The organism is Paenibacillus sp. WLX1005, assembly GCF_046603685.1.
Taxonomy (GTDB): domain Bacteria; phylum Bacillota; class Bacilli; order Paenibacillales; family Paenibacillaceae; genus Saccharibacillus.
On the sequence record NZ_CP176756.1, the window covers coordinates 3,875,896 to 3,895,156 of the forward strand.

Below are 19,261 nucleotides of genomic sequence, written 5' to 3' on the forward strand. Positions count from 1 at the left end.
CTGTATTTCTTCGTTTCTGCACGTTGTTTCCCTGCTCCTCTTTACTCGCCCACTTCGCGAATCATCCATACATGCGGGATACCGTCTTCCAGAAATTCTGCCGAGAATATACGATAACCTAGCTTTTCGTAAAAGGGAGCCGCCTGACTTTGCCCATGCAGTTGAAAATGCCGTAGCCCTTTCGCTATCGCCTGTTGTTCTAACCCTTGAATCAATATGCGTCCTAGTCCATATTGTCGATATTCTGGCAGCAGACAGATGCGCTCTAACTTGGCGGTTCCATCTACTATCCGCCATCGTCCTGTACCCGCAGGCTGCTGTTGATAATAAATTAGTACATGCACGCATGGCGCATCCAATACATCATGATCATCAAACTCGTCCGCCAATGGGACGCCTTGCTCCTCCACAAATACATGTTCGCGAATCTGTTTGGCTGCTTCCAGCTGTTCAGTTGTCATCACAATTTGCAGATCAATATCAGTCGAATGTGAATGATTCATTCATTTGCTCCCTTTCTATACGTAATCTAATGTTAGGAAAGATAAGTTGACGAAACGTGTATCATCTACCAAATTACGATTTATCATAATGTAATTTTATTGCAAATACAACAAAACGATATTGATATTACTAGATATCTTACTTTGATTCTCTTTATTTTCAGCTTTGCTTTTTCAACTATATATTCCCAATTAGAAACAAGCAGCAATTTATATTGCAAAACTGAATATAACATGATAATATATTTAGAGTTGTGAGTCTTAACGATGATTCGTATATGCTTTACAGGAGGTGAATGTAATGCCTAACATCAAATCCGCGGTTAAACGTGTAAAAACTAGCGAAAAACGTCGTGCTCTGAATGCGGCTCAAAAATCCGCACTGCGCACTAGCGTAAAAACTGCAGATACTGCACTTGTGAATAACGATGCTGAAAATGCAAAAACTGCTGTTGCTGCTGCTTCCAAAAGTCTGGATAAAGCTGTAACTAAAGGTCACATCCACAAAAACGCAGCTGCTCGTAAAAAATCTCGTCTGGCTAAGAAACTGAACGCTCTTTCCAGCCAAGCTTAATGCTGCCTTTCATATAAACCCCTGAACGGTTATCCGCTCAGGGGTTTATTGTGTTTATATTCGATTTACCATGCTGCCTGGTATGGCTGCGGTGCTGGAATGGACTCATGCAATTGAAGTGCTGCCGTGCGAACCCAGAACGGATCACGTAGCAATGCTCGTCCGATGGCAATCACGTCTGCTTGTCCTTTATTCAAAATCGCTTCCGCTTCCGTTCCGGTCGTAATCAAGCCGACCGCTGCTGTAGCTATATCCGATTGCCGACGAATGGCTTCGGCATACGGCACCTGATAACCCGGATATACATTCGGTTTGTCAGGATATACGCCGCCACTGCTCACATCAATCAGATCAACCCCCTGCTCCTTCATCCTGTTCGTATATTGCACCGTATGCTCAATCCGATTCCCCTCTTCCCCATACTCATCCGCCGATACCCTTACAAACAATGGACCTTCCCATACATCGCGTACGGCTGCAATTACTTCCGACAGCAGTCGATAGCGTTTATCCACCGTTCCACCATAAGCATCGGTACGCCGATTCGTATAACTCGACAAAAAATCATTTAACAAATAACCATGCGCTGCATGCAGTTCAATTACGTCAAATCCTGCTTTCACTGCACGAATAGCAGCCTCACGGAAATGTTGAATCGTCTGCTGGATTTCTGCAATCGTTAAAGCCCGGCTATCTTGATCTCCATGCGGCAAACCAGAGGCAGACACCGCATGACCCGGTATATCCGATTTGCGACCAGCATGCCATAGCTGAATGCCCACTTTGGACCCCTGTGCCTGTAAAAGAGATACTAGCCGCTGCATCCCTTCAATGTGCTCATCTTCCCATATCCCAAGCGAACCGTAATCTTTGCCATATTTATCTACAGCAGACACTTCCAGCATAATCAATCCAACCTGCCCAAGTGCTCTAGCACCATAATGTAGCATATGCCAATCATTCACCTTGCCATCTTCCTGTGCCGATACCATTCCCATCGGTGACATCATCACCCGATTGTTCATAGTCATATTGCGAATCGTGTATGGACTCAACAGCAAACTCATCTCAAACCACTCCTTCATTCGTATAACGTAACCTCTTTAGTTTAAAAAAATCAGCCGATTTGCTGAATAGATAAATAAAGGAGTTTGCTACATCTCACATGATATAATGAGGAATAGTAATCATAAAACCATATTATATAAAGGAGTTGATCTATTGGACCATACTGATAAAAAAATGATCGAACTGCTTCAGCAGCAGGGCAGAATTTCGATGAAAGAGCTTGGCAATCTCGTCGGCCTCTCCCAACCTGCGGTCACTGACCGTGTTCACAAAATGGAAGATCGCGGTATTATTCATCATTATCAGGCTGTCATCTCACCAGCCGACATTGATAAAAAGATTACAGCGTACCTGATGTTTTTGACCAAAGACTGTGAAGGTCTGGTTGAATTTTGCAAACAATCACCTGATCTAATGGAGTGTCACCGAATTAGCGGACAGTATAATTTCCTGTTAAAAGTCGTTACGGAGTCATTGCAAACACTCGAAACATTCACCAACACCTGCGGCAAATATGGCGATTCCGTCACGCTAATCGTGATGTCTACCCCCGTTGAATACAAACCATTGATTCCGAATATGGAAGCATAAATAGCCGAAACGGTCTTTTGTGAATATCATCAAAAGACCATTTCGGCTTTATAGGATAGAACGTTATCAGTGTCAGTGCATAAGCTTGAACAACCTATTCCTGTGATCCGTACTCATCGACGCGGTGATGTATACTCCAACTGGTCTCCATCTTGTGGAATGACGAGTTGTTCGGTCAGTCCATGTTCCTCTGCAAAGTCAGCCAGCTGTTTGCGCGTGAGTAAACAGTGATTGATCGCTTCCATATGCACAGCAATGATTTGGCTGTCGGGAGCATGCTTACAAACCTGTTGCACATCATATTGATCCATAATAATAGGGTCGCTACCGACAAACTGAGCAGCGCCAGCATTTACAATTGTAATATCCGGCTGGTAATCCTCCAATGCCTGCTCCACTTCCTTACACCAGATCGTATCCCCGGCAATGTGTAACACTGGCTCGTGTTCCGACTGAAAGACAAAGCCTGACACATTGCCCATCTTCTCCCCAATCTCACCGGTTCCATGATGACCAGTAGTACGATGCAATTGAATGCCTTTGTACTGCTGGGTTTCCGAAATCTCGGTGACATGAATAAATCCCCGTTCTACAATGCGGTCACGGTCCCCCGGTTGGCACCATACTGGAATCTGTTTGTCCAGTGCTTCCATCGCTGCTGCATCCCAATGATCATTATGCAGATGTGTTAGCACAATCACATCTGGCTGGCTCCACTGTTGCAGCGCTCCAGGTAATGGTACTAGCGGGTTGCGCCGTTCATTTTCCGAATTCGTAATCGGCGGATAAGCTCCTTGCTCTCCTAACATCGGATCTATGAACAGATGAACTCCATTGTATTCCAACCATAGGCTGGCATTGCGGATCAATTGAATTTTCATGATATTACTCCTTTTCCAATTCATATCGCCCTACGTTACACATGATACGATATTGTTGTTTGGTATTGTTGCTTGAGCTATTCTCATTATAAAAGATTCAGCCCGCAGCCCAACAGCGTCAGCTGAACGTATAATTATGAATTTACTTTCACGCTGAAAGCAAATAAGATTAAGTATCATTTCTTACTTCGTATTAGCTATTGGATGTCATGTTATTAACCTGTTTATCAAAGGAGTCTATCGGTTATGAATCTTTCTAACTATATGCTAGGAGCAGATGAAGTGGATCTGCGTATTTTACATGAATTAATTGCAAATTCAGCTCGTTCTCATAAAGATATCGGCGAGCTGGTTCATCTATCTGGACAAGCGGTCGGGCAGCGTATTCGCAAATTGCAGGATATGGGCGTGATTGAAGGTTACACGGTCAAATGGAATCCGGCGGCACTTGGACAAGGGATTCAAGGCTTTGTGATTTTGTATATGAACTCCGCCTCCTCACATTCCTCTTTTCTGGAGCATGTTCGTCAGCAAGATGCAGTTCATGAGGTTCATCGGATTAGTGGGGAAGGTTGTTATTGGATGCGAGTGCATGCTGCTTCCATGAGCGATCTGAATCAACTACTGGATTCTTTGTTGCAGTATGGCAACTTCAAATTAAGCTTGTCGGTGGAGCAGTTTAAGTAAACGAAAAGCCCGGAAACGTTGGAGTGTCCTGTCATTCCATCGCTTTCGGGCTTTTCACATATGGTTTCAATCTATGTTTCGTAGCATACCTGTTCCAAGTCATTTATAAAAGAAACGAATCGACGCAAATCTTCAACTTGTGCAATACCTTCACGTATAGATACTACGCCAGTCTATGCCCCAAGCCGCAGCAGGAACATTTCCAGACCGAGCACTTTATCAATCGCTCCGGTCTTCATCTGGTAATCCAATCGTGCCAGATGAGCAATAATAGAACGCAGCTTGCCCACTTCAAATTTGCGTGCCTGTTCACCAGCAATTTTGACAGCATACGGATGTAGCCCCAGCTGAGAAGCCATCTGTTGCTGCGAATAATTTTGCCCAGCCAATTCTTTGACCTGCAACATGATACGGAATTGGCGGGCAATGAGCGCCGCAATCTTGATCGGTTCTTCACGCTGCTTCAACAAATCGTAAAAGATCGTCAGTGCCTGCTCCAATCGTACCGCCGCGATCTGCTCCACCAAAATAAATACATTTTGTTCTGTGCTGCGGGCAACTAGCTTTTGCACATCATCTTCGGTAATGGTACCACCGCGTCCAGCATGCAGACATAGCTTGTCCATTTCCGCAGATAAAATCCCCAGCCCCGTACCCGCAGATTGTACCAGTGCTTCAGCCGCCGCTTTGGAGCATTCGCATTCTTGCTTTTTGGCATGACGGATGAGCCATGTGAGCAATTCTTCTGCGCCCATAGGCTGAAATGGCAATATACAGGCTTTGTTTTTCAGCGCTTTGACGACTTTTTTCCTTTCATCCAGCTTTTCGCCATTGACCCAGAATAATAAGATTGAATAATCAACCGGTTCCTCCATATAGCGAAGCAAGGCTTCAGCACGATGCTCCAATTTGCTATTATCCTTGCCTGCTGTAAGCACGGATGAATCTCGTATAATCAACAGCTTGCGCGGCACCATAAACGGAATCTCCTCCGCTTCTTCCAGTACCGTTTCTAGTGCCGTCTCGGACAAATCGTAACGAGCAAGCGCAAAATCACGATGCTCTGGTTCAATCAATTGCTGAATCGCAAAATCGATAAACTCGCTAATTCTATATTTTTCTGATCCATAACATACATAAATGGATGCCGGATTATTATTTTGAATATCCTTACTTGCCGTTTTCAAATCCATTCCACGTTCCTCCTGACTTCACTATATGTATTGTAACGGAAAAATGGCTTACCGCAAAGAGAAGACACGATGCAAAACAATAAAGGACTTTCCGATGTGTGATCCGGAAAGTCCTTATGTCGGCGCTGAATGCTACCTACATCATCGCTGATGACGGTGAATTAGTTGCCAACTGTAATTTTGTACGTTTTGCTGATGTTGTTCTCGTTCACCTGATACGTAAATACTTTGCCATCATCTGACCATTTGCCGCTGATCCATGTTCCTTTGAGCGGAATCGAGGATACGACGCTGCGACCATTCACATTGTCAGCTGCGATGCTGTCCAGACGAAGTGTATTTTGCGTAGTCAGTACAACGGTATAATCTTCAGTTGGCGATTTCCATTCTTGCTCTGTTTTGGGCATAGTTATGCCAGCAGAGTTAGTGGAGGTTGTATCGCTTCCCTGTGTACCTGTCGTACCAGACGATGAATTCGTTGACGGTGAATCTGTTGTTCCCGTCGATGTGGAGCCTGTATCCGGCGCAACCAGGCTTGGCTGCGCTTCTGGAGTAGACAAAATGCCTGCTTCTTCATCTGTACCGGAAGCTTCCGGATCTGTTGATGTAGAATCGGTTCCTCCAGATGTGGACGAATCTGTTTTGCCTGAACTGCTATTCCACTGATCTGTAGAAGTCGAAGGTGTAGCGGTCTCTTGCTGCTCAGTCGACTTATCATTGCTGTTCGACTTTGTCGTCGAGCTGCTGTCCGTATTGCCTGTCGAAGGAACACCACCGCGCTTGTCTGTAGACGGTTCCTGCGACTGACTGTGATTACCGGTTGACTCGCTTGACGGAGGAGTCGTGTTCGTGTTGTTCTCCTTATTCTTCGTTGTGTCTGAAGTGGAAGGAGTCTTTGTTGAAGTTTGTCCGTCAGAAGGCTCATTGGATGAACTTCCTGTATCCGTTGCATTGGACGGTTCCTTTTGCTTATCGGCTTGCTTCTGATCTTCTTCCTTGTTGATCGAGTCTACTGAAGGCTCTTTCTTTTCCGGGTTGCTTACACTGCCATTCTCTTCAGTCGCGTTCTCCTGATTGTAGCTATATGGCGATGCAGGCGATCCCGCATCCGTAAGGGTCTTCGGTTCATAACTCGCAATAGAAATACCAAGTACCACACCGGCGGCAACAATCCCCCCGATTGTACGCACCGGCAAACGATCACGCCAGTTCCCACGCTGACGACGACGCTGTGCCAGTTCATCCTGTTCGTCTTGCTGTGGTTCCATAATACCGATCTCTGTTGCACTTTCGGAGCGTCGTTCTGCATCCAATTGATCCAACTGCGGCAAAATAGCATCCACCAGACTGTACTTTGGTTTTACATCAGGCAATTTTTCCAAACGCAGTGACAAAGCGGTCATGATCCGAAATGTCTCTGCTGCATCCGGGTTTTCATCGATATAACGGAATAAAGCTTTGCTGTCTTCCGCGCCCAGGTCCCCGTCCAAATAGCGGCTCATCCATTCTTCCGCTACTTCACGTTTCATCCAATCAATCCTCCTTTCTCATAGTCTGCTAGCAGACTTTGTAGTTGCTGGCGCGCGCGAAATAAATACGATTTTACCGTGTTCAGAGGTAAATCCAGGCAATCCGCAATTTCGTTGTAGGATAAATCCTGAATATAGCGCAGTACGATCACTGTTCGATGATGCTCAGGCAGCTGGTTAATCGCTTCCTGTACATCCTTGGATGTATAGGTACGCATCACCTGTTGCTCCACATCGTCATGACCTTCAAACACCATCTCATGTTCCTCAATCGAAACCGTCGGCTTGCTTCGACGGAATTTATCAATGCAGATATTCGTAACAATCCGTTGCACCCAAGTTTTAAATTGCGCTTTTTCTTCGTAGGAACCAATTTTGGTATAGATGCGAATTAACGCCTCTTGAGCCGCATCCAGAGCATCCTGTTCATTGTTCAAAATGTAGTAAGCTGTTTTGTACACATGATGTTCTATCTCTCTTAATAGGGTGATTAGAGCATCTCGGTCTCCCTCTTGGGCGGCCTTGATGAGTCCCTGCTCCACCACGGAGGATCCCCCTCTCCTTACAACTCCTAGACGCAAACGGCGCCCCGATTGTTGCAGTGTTTGTTAAAATAATTTCAATTTATTGATTCAAAGCGGTAAGTGCCGCAAAACGCTATTACAAACACTTACCCTATGTAGGAATCATACGAATCCGGGCTGCATTTGGACTACCTAAAATGAACGTTTTCCGGGTCATATGTCGAAACGTGATACAGATGTATCTAGGATACCAAAATCCGCTCTATTCGTCATCTTCTGTACGACAGCCATACGATGCATTCAAAACAGGGTTGCGATAATACATACATAAAATCCAATCATCATTGCGGCGAATGAAGCAGGGTACGGGTCTGCATGTTGCCGTTTGTATCAATTAGCATTTGAATCTCTCCCTGCTGATCTGTCCGAAAAATAGTAGAACCGACATCATGCAGACGATCCAACACTTCACTTTTGGGATGACCGTAGATGTTATTGACACCTGCTGAAATCACAGACATTTGCGGTTGCCAGTAGGATAACCATTCCGGTGAAGTGGATGTTTTGCTGCCATGATGACCGACTTTGAGCACATCGATTGGCGTAGAAACGAGAGAGGCTGTCATGGAATCAGTATTAATATTGTGAGCTGTATTGGTAGCTGATACTTGATCCCATTCATTCAGAATCGAGCGTTCCTCTGTAAAGTTGGCATCGCCTGTAAATAGAAAATGACGTCCGTATATGTCCAGCATAAAGACAACGGAATATAGATTTTGGTCTTCCTTGCGCGGAAGTAGACTAGCTACAGGATGAGCTGTAGGTTTTATAGTAATAGAATCATGTGTATTCTGCGTGTTCTTTTGAACATTTGTATTCAAAATCGCAGATGATTGTGAAAACTTTATTTTTTCGTTTGTCAGTGTAGTGGAATTAGTGGATAAGGCGGGCGCAAGAAAAATCAGTGTAGTATCCGGGTCTGGCTTCCATTGCAGACCTGATGACGCGGCGTACATGGGAATATGGCGATCCAGCAATGTCTGAATGAGTTTATTTTGCTTATCGTCATCCGGCAATGTGCCATTAAAAATAAACTGCTTCACTGGTATCTGATCTGCTACCGCCAGCAGTCCACCCGCATGATCCTGATCCCAATGTGTGGAAATGATTGCGTCCAGCTGATGAACACCGCGTTTTTTGAGCAAAGGTACAACTAGCTTGGCACCAACTTCGTACGGTTGTTTACGCTCACGCCATTCGTCGCCTGGTTTGCGAAAACGAACAGTACCTCCGCCATCTACTAGAATATGTTTCTGATCTGGCGTCGTGATCAGAATACTGTCTCCTTGCCCAATATCGAGAAATTGTAATAGTGCCTCATGATTCGATTGATATGGGGATGCGTGGTACCAGCTGTTCAGCATAATGATGAGTATACTGCCGAATACAGGCATGATCAGCAGTCTATTGCGCAACCATGGAATCTGCCAGTGAATACCGCGTTTGCAGAATAATCTGGCAACTGAAACTTTACTAAATAGCGGTCGCAAAGGAGAAGGTTGTACTGCTGGTTGTACTGCTGGTTGTACTGCTGGTTGTACTGCTGGTTGTACTGCTGGTTGTACTGCTGGTTGTACTTTGGATGCTTGTGAATGCTGACGGACGATGTACTGGCTCATCGCTTGCTGTTCAAGCCAATGATGAATATCGCGGAAACAGCGCAAGGTAATATACAACAATGTGTAATAACTTAACATACCTACAATCCCCGGCGACGACCAGATACTTAACATATATGGTACATGATCAAGCCAATCAATTAGTATAAAGCACCAACTATTTAGCCAAGATACTGCATGTCCAAGCCAATATCCTGCCGGAAACCAGATATAGCTGACCGCCAGCGCAAGCGTGCCAATAGGCAGCACAAGAATACTGGATACAGGCACCAGCACAAAATTAGCAACAAACGATAATAGCGAAAACTGGTTAAAATAATAAATCGTTAGCGGAAACGATATCAATTGCGCAACAATCGTTACGGATAACGCCGAAGCTAGTTTAAAAGGCAATCTGCTCAGCAGCGGCATGAATAGCGGAACATATATAATCAAGCCTGCCGTTACGATAAATGACAACTGAAAGCTAATATTGAGCAAATAATACGGTTCGTATAGCAACATACCCCATCCAACCGCACATAAAATATGTAATCCATCTTTTAACTGTCCACGTCCTGCCAGATATAATCCGATCATGCCCATCAAACCGGCACGAATCGCAGATGGAGATGCTCCGGTAAGCAAGACGTATATCGGGAGCAGCAACATGACGATATAACATGCTGTTTCCTTAGTCAATCGCATTGCACGCAGCATCCACAATAACAAACCAGCATAGATCGCTACATGCAATCCTGAAATCGCAAGAATATGTGTTAATCCGAGTCTTGAAAAAGAAGCAAACGTCTCTGCATCGATGTCATCGGTTAAACCGATCAGCAAGCCTTCCATGTAACCACTATCGAGCGGTTGAAATATACGCTGTACTTGCAGCCCAAGTCGCTCCCGTGTATCATCGTTCCAGCGCAAAATCCGACTCTGAATAGACGACCACTGAGACAATTGTATATCAGATAGGCGCAGCGCCGAGGCACCTTTCACATCAATCATCCAATGAATATGGCTCAGTCTCAAATACTCTTTGTAGTCAAAAGCGCCAAAATTACGTGCGCCTCCTGCTTCTTTCCATGTGCCATGGAGTTGGATCCTATCTCCGCGTCGCCATTGTGCTGCTGTTGTTAATTCTTTTTCTGCTGCAAGCTTGAGCTGAACCCAGACGGTCTCGTGCTTGTGTAACTCAATCGTAGACGAAGGATTGGTTGATGAAGCCTTGGACGATGGATGTAACCGATACAATACTAGCGGAAACGTAACACGATCCCCGTCCATTTCTATTGTACCGGCAATTTCTCCCTCTGCTTGGGTGGGCTGCTCTATCATGCTGGAAGATGTAGATTGTAATAACGTTGGCAGTTGGCTGATATTGCGCTGATCATTCCAGTGCCAGTACAGGGCTGCTATACAAAATAATACGACCAACAGAATCAAACCCCGATAATCCAATCGTATTGGTAACCATATATACAAACTCAGTAATAGCAACCCGCCAAGCACTAATATACCGCATAACACTGTCCAAAAACCACTTTCATCCAGTAATACGGCACATGTGTTACCGGCAGTCCATGTAGCAAAACCGACTACTAGTGGTCGCTTGCTTTTATGTACACTATCGTTCATTGGATACTTGTCCCTTTCCTATGTGTTGTTCTATTCTTCTATGTTATTGCTCAGATCTATATTGTTGCTTAGAGAGGTGCTGTTGCTTGGTTATATCTACTAGTGAAATGTGAAAAAGAACCATGTTCCTTTGCTGTGTGTACAGCATGCCGGATTCATGGTTCTTCCATTCTGGCTAACTTCTGATTGTTCAGTATGCTCTAATGCGGATTATTAATTAGTCGATGACAACTGTTTCTTTGGGTGGTTCGTACGATTGTAGTGAGCGGAATATAATACCTTTTTGCTGCATCATATCGTGTACTTTGCGTGTATCTTTTGGATAACTGCGATGGTAGACGATCTCGACTACGCCGCTATTCGCAAGCATGTTGGCACATGTCCAGCATGGCTCGTCGGTTACGTATACGGTTGAACCTTCGCGGTCAGCACGGTCGGTAAATAGTAGCAGATTCTGTTCGGCATGGATGGTACGAATACAGCGTTGCTTTTTGACCATTGTTTCGACGCCATCCACCTTGACCACTTCCACCTCTTCGGAGATCATACAGCCATCTTCCGAGCAATCTGGTACGCCCATCGGTGCGCCGTTATAGGCTGTACCGAGTAGCTTTTTCCCCTGTACCAGAACGGCTCCTACATGACGGCGCGGACAGCGCGAGCGTGTGGACACCATATGAGCGATATCCATAAAATACGTATCCCAATCTTTACGCATTTTGTATTTCCCCCTTTATCCATTTACAGACTGACATATGGTAATAACTTGGCAAGCATTTTACTGCCGATGCCTTTGACATTATCCAATTCATTTACATGTTGAAAAGCACCATGGACATTCCGATAATCGATAATTGCTTGTGCTTTTTTGTCACCGATGCCGGGCAGTTCAGTTAGCTCCGCTAATCCGGCGCGATTGATGCTAATTTTACCTTCACTAACAGAAGATGCGGAATGAGTATCTAATTCTGAGCTGTTGGTTGATGATTTGGTCTGGTTGCTTTGCGACGAAACTGTGCTTGCTGACGAAGAATGAGGATCGCCGGTAGCAGATTCGCCTATAGTTGAGACATTAGTAGATGTATCGATAGTATCTTGTTTGGATGTAACTGTATTCGTGTCTGTAGACGTTGGAACGCCAGAAATTCCTGTGTTGGATGATGTACCTGCTGTACCTGTATCTGCTCCATTCGCAACGAATGATGAAGAGTTACGGAGCGGATCGCTTGAACCTTTTTCGATATTGGAATCTTGTTCTCCTGCTTGTGTTGTAGCAGAGGAAGGTTCAAGTGTTGCTGCTGCGCGTTCGTTCACTTGCACCCACTCTGTGCCCTGTTCTGGTTGCTGAGCTGCGCCAAACCAGATAAGTCCTACGCCAAGTACAGATAGTATGGTAGCTACGATCATTATTTTCGTTTTCATCATTTGCACCCCTGTTATTGGAAATGCGAAGTTTGCGCATTTCCATATTATTCTCCGTACTCATTCATATGATGTACGTGAGTATAAAACAACGCCCCGGCAATATGCCGGAGCGTCCAGTGGTGCTTCCACTTGATCTAACATGTGAATCTGTATTGTTGAAATTAGTTGGCTACGATATTAACCAGCTTACCCGGTACAGCAATGACTTTGCGTACGGTTTTGCCTTCGATTCCTTTTTGTACAGCTTCCAGAGACAGGGCAAATGCTTCCATGTCTTTGGCATTCATATCTTTGGCAATATTGACGCGCTGTACGATTTTGCCTGTGATCTGGATTACGATTTCCACTTCGGACTCATTCGTCCAAGCTTCATCGTATACCGGCCAAGGCTGATACGTGATGCTGTCGGTATAACCGAGACGGTTCCACAGTTCCTCCGCAATATGCGGTGCCAGTGGGGACAGCAATTGTACAAAGTCGATCATCGCCTGACGTGGCAATTCATCGGTTTTGTACGCATCGTTGATAAAGATCATCAGCTGGCTGATTGCCGTGTTGAAGCGCAATGCTTCCATATCTTCGCTGACTTTTTTGATCGTTTTGTGCCAGATGCGTTTGAACGCATCATCGCCACCATCTTGTACGATCTTCGGATTCAGACTGCCATCTTCGCTAATAAACAGTCGCCATACACGCGCCAGGAAGCGGTACATACCTTCTACACCGTTCTCGTTCCACGGCTTGGTTGCTTCCAGCGGTCCCATGAACATTTCGTACAGACGCAGTGTATCAGCGCCGTGCTCGTTGACGATATCATCCGGGTTGATCACGTTACCGCGCGATTTACTCATTTTCTCATTGTTCGTACCGAGGATCATACCTTGGTTGATGAGTTTTTGGAATGGCTCTTTTGTATTCACTACACCGATATCGTACAGCACTTTGTGCCAGAAACGGGCATACAGCAAGTGAAGTACAGCGTGCTCAGCACCACCGATATACAGATCGACTGGCATCCAATAATCCAGCTTCTCTTTGGAGCACAGCTCTTGATCGTTGTTCGGATCGATGTAGCGCAGATAGTACCAGCAGCTACCTGCCCATTGCGGCATCGTGTTTGTTTCGCGGCGAGCTTTCAATCCTGTTTCTGGATCAATGGTGTTCACCCAATCGGTAGCATTAGCCAGCGGTGATTCGCCTGTACCAGATGGTTTGATCTCATCCAGATCTGGCAGTAAGAGCGGCAGGCTGTCTTCTGAAACCGGCTTGATCGTACCATCTTCCAAATGGATGATCGGGATTGGCTCACCCCAGTAACGTTGACGGCTGAACAACCAGTCGCGCAGACGGTAGGTCGTTTTGCCTTCGCCTTTGCCGTTCTCTTCCAGCCATTGGATCATCGTCGGAATTGCTTCTTCGGTCGATAATCCGTCCAGACTGCCGGAGTTCACATGCTTGCCTTCGCCTGTGTAGGCTTCTTTGGTCACGTCTCCGCCTTCGACCACTTCAACGATACGCAGATCGAATTTCTGAGCAAATTCCCAGTCACGCGTATCGTGTCCAGGCACCGCCATAATGGCACCAGTTCCGTAAGCAGCCAGTACATAGTCAGCAATCCAAATTGGCAGTTTCTCTCCATTTACCGGATTAACCGCATAAGCGCCGGTGAAGACACCGGTTTTGTCTTTGTTCAGATCGGTACGTTCGAGATCGCTCTTGTGGGATGCTTTCTCTTGATAAGCTTTCACTGCATCCTGTTGCTCGGCAGTTGTAATTTTGTCTACCAATGCGTGCTCAGGAGCGAGTACACAATAAGTGGCACCGTACAGCGTGTCCGGGCGAGTGGTGAAGACGCGAATTTGCTCCTCTGTGCCGTCGATATCGAAGCTGACTTCGGCACCGGTCGATTTACCGATCCAGTTGCGCTGCATATCTTTGATACTTTCCGCCCAATCCAGCTCGTCCAGATCTTCCAGCAGACGGTCTGCATATTCGGTAATTTTCAGCATCCATTGACGCATCGGACGACGAATAACCGGGTGTCCACCACGCTCACTTTTACCATCGATGACTTCTTCGTTTGCCAGTACCGTACCAAGTGCCGGACACCAGTTCACTGGAATCTCAGCGATGTAAGCCAGCCCTTTTTTGTACAATTGCAGGAAAATCCACTGTGTCCATTTGTAATAATCCGGGTCCGTCGTGCTGATCTCGCGATCCCAATCGTAGGAGAAACCGAGCGATTTGATCTGACGACGGAAGTTGTTAATATTTTGCAATGTAAATTCACGCGGATGACCGCCGTTATCGATCGCATACTGCTCAGCTGGCAGACCGAACGCATCCCAACCCATCGGATGCAGTACGTTGAAGCCTTTCATCCGTTTGTAACGGGAAACGATATCGGTTGCGGTATATCCTTCCGGGTGACCAACATGCAGCCCTGCGCCAGATGGATAAGGGAACATGTCCATCGCATAGAACTTCGGCTTGTCCTGTTCCTCTGTCGTTTTGAATGTTTTATGTTCGTCCCAGTAGCCCTGCCACTTCGGTTCGATCTCCTGCGGACGGTAGCCCTGCGGGGTCGTATTATTGTCTGTCATCCCTGTTCCTCCTTCATATTATGCACTGTCTATAACGCCCGCTGCGCCGGATGTGTGCTGCCCGAAAGCCATAAAAAAACCTCTCCATCCCTAGCGCAAATAATCGCTAGGGACGAGAGGTTGATCTCGCGGTACCACCCTAGTTAGTGAACAGGCATGCTTCACCATTCACTCACTTAGTTGCCTGATAACGGTAGGAAGCCGATGCGGTTGCAATCGAGAATATCGCTGTCAGTTCTGACAAAGCTGGTATTCCGTAGATCGTTGCCGCATATCTCCAAGGCGAGTTCATATCGGCATCATATCGACTTGCACCACCCGTCGACTCTCTATTCATGCTTGCCGCTATTACTATTCCTTTTCACTGAGCATTACATATGTCCGGTCATAACCTGTCCGGTTGTAACAATGATTTTATTGTAAAAAAGTTAGCCGCTAAAGTCAATGAAAGAAATATTCGGAAGACTGGCGTGGATCTATCATTTTGTCAAATTCTGTTGAACAATGACAGCAGACACGCTATCATATGTACCAATGCACAATTGACCAATGCGATAGATTCAACAATAATATGATAAATCATATAAAACCAAGTTATTTACTCCACTTTATATTTTATTATATCCTCTACATTCAACTAACGATTCGTTCCTTCTATAGATGAGACGATTGCATTCACTCATCCGATCTCAATTTTCAAAGGAAAGTAAGGAAAGGAGTGACAGCCATGCCTGCTTATACAGAACAACCTGACGGTACATTCAAAACCGTCTGCTCGCTAGACTGCCCGGATCAATGCGGACTGCTCGTTCACAAAGAAAACGGCAAGATCGTCAAAATCGCTGGTGATCCCGATCATCCCGTTACAAAAGGCAATATTTGCAACAAAGTACGCCATATGGCGGAACGCATTTATGATGAAAAACGGTTGACGCATCCGCTCAAACGTATCGGACCAAAAGGGAGCCGCCAATTCGCCCGCATCAGTTGGGAAGAAGCGCTGGATACGATCTCTTCGCGCTGGAAGGCATTGATTGCGAAGCATGGACCGGAAAGTATATTACCGTACAGCTTTTACGGCAATATGGGCAATATTAATGCGGAAGGTATGGATCGCCGCTTCTTCTATCGTATGGGCTCCAGTCAGCTGGAGCGTACAATTTGTACGGCTGCCGGTGGAGCGGGCTTCAAGTATACGGTAGGCGGCAGTATCGGTGCCGATCCCGAAGATACGGTTCATACAAAGCTATTCATTCTTTGGGGTATCAATGCAGTTAGTACGAATATGCACCAGATTACACTAGCGCAGCAAGCCCGTAAGCAAGGTGCCAAAATCGTCGTTATCGATGTGCACAAAAACCAGACTGGACGACTTGCCGACTGGTTTATCCCTATTTTGCCGGGTACTGATACCGCATTGGCACTCGGTCTGATGCATATTCTGTTTGCGGAACATCGAGTAGACGAGGAATTTTTGCAGCAGCATACGATTGGACATGAGGAACTACGTGAGCATGTAAAGCAGTACGATCCTGCTACAGTTGCCGGTATTACCGGTGTACCAGTGGACGATCTATACAAACTGGCATACATGTATCATGAGACAACACCTGCATTGATCCGCATCGGCAATGGGTTGCAGCATCATGATAATGGTGGTATGAATACGCGCGCGATTACGTGCTTGTCCGTATTGACCGGTCAATGGCTTGTGCAAGGCGGCGGTGCTATCCGCTCCAACTCTGCTTATCTGGCACATAATGCGCAAGCGTTGCAGCGTCCCGATCTGCTGGAGAAACGGAATACGCGTTCCTTTAATATGAATCAACTCGGTCGCGCGTTGAACGATACGGAACCGCCGGTGCATTCGCTATATATTTACAGTAGCAATCCCGCAGTCGTAGCCCCGCGTGCAGGTCAGGTACGTCAAGGGCTGGAGCGTGAGGATCTATTTACCGTCGTACATGATCTGTTCCTGACGGAAACGGCTTCGTATGCAGATATTATTTTGCCAGCGACTTCGGCGTTTGAGAATCTGGATTTCTATACATCGTATTGGCATCATTATATGCAGATTGGCGAGCCGGTTATCGAAGCATACGGAGAAAGCAAATCGAATACCGAAGTATTCCGGTTGCTAGCAACAGTGATGGGGTACGAGGAACAAGCACTGCATGATAGCGATGAGCAATTAATACGTCAGGCATTGGATCATCCGGCAAATGAAGGGCTTAACACGATCGATTACGACGCGCTGGTCGAGCATAAATTTATCAAAGCCTATCGACCGACTATTTATCCAGAACGACTCGCTACGCCAAGCGGCAAAGTCGAGCTGTATTCAGAAACGCTGCTTCATATGGGGCTACCACCGCTGCCAACGTATATTCCATTGCGTGAACAGGATGAGGACGGGTATATCTTTATTCCGGGACCGACGCATAATTTCCTGAATTCTACATTTTCCAACAATGCCAAGCATACCGGCATGGAAAAAATACCAAAATTGTTTATCCATACGGAAGATGCAGAGCGCGAAGGAATTGCGGATGGCGATTGGGTCAATATTTCCAATGAAAATGGTTCCTGCGAATTGCTAGCAACCGTAGGCGAAATGGTATTGCCGGGTGTGGTGGTTAGTCAAGGATTATGGGCGGACAGCAGCGATCACAAACCGAAGCATCTGGTGAATGCGCTAACGTCGGATCGCCTATCAGATATGGGCGGCGGCGCAACATTCTTTTCCAGTCGTGTACGTCTGAAACGTAAGCCCTCAGAGGAAACAACAGAGCAATGGGAGCAGACAGCTTCACTGTAATTGTAGTGTATGTGCACAAGCATATGATTGATCTGTAACAGTTATATACTGTAGCGGTCATATAAGTAAGATCAATGCAATACGCTTTACCTTATGCAAACATCAACACAGGCAAACATCAAAACGACCTGCCTTCTGTCCATTATGGCTCAGAAAGCAGGTCGTTTTGCATACATATAATCGATATGGTGAACAGGTGACTTATCCCCGCGCAGGTACATGTAGCTGCTCTGTGTTGGCGTCTGCGACACAGATACGATTACGCCCCGTTTCCTTGGCACGATATAGCGCCTGATCTGCTTCATAAAACAAAGCATCCGCTGGCAGCTGTGGAAACCCACTTACGCCGATGGAGACAGTCAGCACAATCTCCTGACCTTCTTCCAGAACAAACAGATGCTCCTCAATCCGCTTGCGTACTTGTTCGGCGATATCAATCGCTTCCTCTATCGTGCACGGCGTGAGAATGGCAGCGAATTCTTCGCCCCCTTTGCGGGCACAGAAATCAGTTTTGCGAATAGTTTCGCCCAGCAATTGTGCAATCTGTACGAGCACAACATCCCCGTTCAGATGTCCATAGCGGTCGTTTACCCTTTTGAAATGATCGATATCCAGAACCAGTAGCGCAAACGAATTATTATTCTGCTCTGCATCATCCGCAGTGGAACGGAATAAACGATCAAAGGAACGCGGATTGTACAATTTGGTCAGGAAGTCGTGGTTGGCAGCTTCCCGCATTTTGACCAGCGTCTCATCTGCCCGTTTCATGTATTTGATAATATAATAAGCAAACAGTCCAGCCGTCATATAAAAGATACCGTAGAACGCATGTAGCGCATACGAGTGACTGAACGCGTTCACAATCGTTACTGAAACTACATAGATACATACCGTACCAATCAGCGTCCGTACCCAGATTTTGAGCGATACTTCGCGCGCACGTTTCATACACATTCCGGTAAGCACATACGTAAACATAACATTGCACAGTCCGATCCACGAACTGAACTGTATCGTTTCTCCTGCAAATAACCGATAAATCCCGATCATTACCGCCGAAATCAAACCACTCCAACCGCCGCCATAATAAAATGAGATCATAATAGCAAGCTGCCGAAAGTCAACAATGATCGTATTCGTGTTTGTATGAAAACGGATCGAGAAAAACATCATCATCGCAATGCCGACACCGCCGGCAAGCAAACCATAAAGGATAGGCACGAACCAGATACTTTTACGCCCCATCTTTCTCTCAAAAAACTTCAAAAACAGGTCACTGAAAAATAAAAATGTTGTCAGAAATGTCAAATTGTTAAATAGCGTTTGAATTATGGTTTGCATGCTGTGCCCTCACTGTACTCCATAATGATTGTGGACTTGTTGAATCTATTATACATGATTCTCAACCTTCACTATCTCCATGTTTCGACAAATGACAGTAAAAATGTTAGATTTGTATGTAACTTTTTCGTACATTCCTATTAACTCATACATCATTATCCTACGAAGAGATCATTTGGAAATTATCTTTTACATCAAAAAAACCTTCTCATCCCATTATGC

General features: G+C 45.7%; 15 protein-coding genes and 1 other annotated feature. Of the genes, 4 read left to right on the forward strand and 11 right to left on the reverse strand.

Annotated elements, in window-relative coordinates; translation table 11 throughout:
- Positions 1-41: 41 nt before the first annotated feature.
- A complete protein-coding gene (locus ACE3MZ_RS16530; RefSeq protein ID WP_411346824.1) occupies positions 42-479 on the reverse strand; it encodes a GNAT family N-acetyltransferase in 438 nt (145 codons plus the stop codon).
- Positions 480-804: 325 nt separating this feature from the next.
- Here ACE3MZ_RS16530 and rpsT point away from each other — a divergent pair, with 325 nt between their 5' ends.
- Complete coding sequence (rpsT, locus tag ACE3MZ_RS16535) at positions 805-1,077, forward strand: 30S ribosomal protein S20 (protein WP_411343234.1); 273 nt, start codon at positions 805-807, stop codon at positions 1,075-1,077.
- A 65-nt stretch (positions 1,078-1,142) separates the two neighbouring features.
- Here the strand turns inward: rpsT and namA are convergent, their stop codons facing one another.
- A complete protein-coding gene (gene namA / locus ACE3MZ_RS16540; protein WP_411343235.1) occupies positions 1,143-2,144 on the reverse strand; it encodes an NADPH dehydrogenase NamA in 1,002 nt (333 codons plus the stop codon).
- 154 nt (positions 2,145-2,298) lie between these two features.
- Between namA and ACE3MZ_RS16545 the strand changes: the two genes are divergently transcribed.
- Positions 2,299-2,736 carry an Lrp/AsnC family transcriptional regulator gene (locus tag ACE3MZ_RS16545; RefSeq protein WP_411343236.1) on the forward strand — a complete coding sequence of 146 codons (438 nt, stop codon included), beginning with the start codon at positions 2,299-2,301 and terminating at the stop codon, positions 2,734-2,736.
- Between the two features lie 113 nt (positions 2,737-2,849).
- Here ACE3MZ_RS16545 and ACE3MZ_RS16550 read toward each other — a convergent pair whose 3' ends face one another.
- Entirely contained in the window at positions 2,850-3,617 is a 768-nt protein-coding gene (locus ACE3MZ_RS16550; RefSeq protein WP_411343237.1) for an MBL fold metallo-hydrolase, read from the reverse strand.
- Between the two features lie 246 nt (positions 3,618-3,863).
- Between ACE3MZ_RS16550 and ACE3MZ_RS16555 the strand changes: the two genes are divergently transcribed.
- Entirely contained in the window at positions 3,864-4,304 is a 441-nt protein-coding gene (locus tag ACE3MZ_RS16555) for an Lrp/AsnC family transcriptional regulator (RefSeq protein WP_411343238.1), read from the forward strand.
- Between the two features lie 173 nt (positions 4,305-4,477).
- Here the strand turns inward: ACE3MZ_RS16555 and holA are convergent, their stop codons facing one another.
- The 7 genes from holA to leuS all read right to left on the reverse strand — a co-directional run bounded on the left by holA (position 4,478) and on the right by leuS (position 14,880).
- On the reverse strand, positions 4,478-5,497 hold the full coding sequence (gene holA, locus ACE3MZ_RS16560) for a DNA polymerase III subunit delta (RefSeq protein ID WP_411343239.1): 1,020 nt from the start codon (positions 5,495-5,497) through the stop codon (positions 4,478-4,480).
- 161 nt (positions 5,498-5,658) lie between these two features.
- A complete protein-coding gene (locus ACE3MZ_RS16565; RefSeq protein ID WP_411343240.1) occupies positions 5,659-7,026 on the reverse strand; it encodes a hypothetical protein in 1,368 nt (455 codons plus the stop codon).
- Complete coding sequence (locus ACE3MZ_RS16570) at positions 7,023-7,571, reverse strand: RNA polymerase sigma factor (protein ID WP_367060305.1); 549 nt, start codon at positions 7,569-7,571, stop codon at positions 7,023-7,025. Before ACE3MZ_RS16570 ends, ACE3MZ_RS16565 begins: the two co-directional genes overlap by 4 nt.
- A gap of 320 nt (positions 7,572-7,891) precedes the next feature.
- A complete protein-coding gene (locus ACE3MZ_RS16575) occupies positions 7,892-10,852 on the reverse strand; it encodes a ComEC/Rec2 family competence protein (RefSeq protein WP_411343241.1) in 2,961 nt (986 codons plus the stop codon).
- A gap of 217 nt (positions 10,853-11,069) precedes the next feature.
- Positions 11,070-11,570 (reverse strand): deoxycytidylate deaminase, encoded by a 501-nt coding sequence (locus ACE3MZ_RS16580; RefSeq protein ID WP_367060314.1) that lies wholly within the window; start codon positions 11,568-11,570, stop codon positions 11,070-11,072.
- A gap of 23 nt (positions 11,571-11,593) precedes the next feature.
- Positions 11,594-12,277, reverse strand: a complete 684-nt coding sequence (locus ACE3MZ_RS16585; protein ID WP_411343242.1) for a ComEA family DNA-binding protein — start codon at positions 12,275-12,277, stop codon at positions 11,594-11,596.
- A gap of 161 nt (positions 12,278-12,438) precedes the next feature.
- Positions 12,439-14,880 (reverse strand): leucine--tRNA ligase, encoded by a 2,442-nt coding sequence (gene leuS, locus ACE3MZ_RS16590; RefSeq protein ID WP_411343243.1) that lies wholly within the window; start codon positions 14,878-14,880, stop codon positions 12,439-12,441.
- 105 nt (positions 14,881-14,985) lie between these two features.
- Positions 14,986-15,254: a binding site (T-box leader), on the reverse strand.
- Between the two features lie 353 nt (positions 15,255-15,607).
- Between leuS and ACE3MZ_RS16595 the strand changes: the two genes are divergently transcribed.
- Positions 15,608-17,698, forward strand: coding sequence for a molybdopterin oxidoreductase family protein (locus ACE3MZ_RS16595; RefSeq protein ID WP_411343244.1), 2,091 nt, complete (start codon positions 15,608-15,610; stop codon positions 17,696-17,698).
- 201 nt (positions 17,699-17,899) lie between these two features.
- Here the strand turns inward: ACE3MZ_RS16595 and ACE3MZ_RS16600 are convergent, their stop codons facing one another.
- On the reverse strand, positions 17,900-19,039 hold the full coding sequence (locus ACE3MZ_RS16600) for a diguanylate cyclase (protein WP_411343245.1): 1,140 nt from the start codon (positions 19,037-19,039) through the stop codon (positions 17,900-17,902).
- Positions 19,040-19,261: the final 222 nt, after the last annotated feature.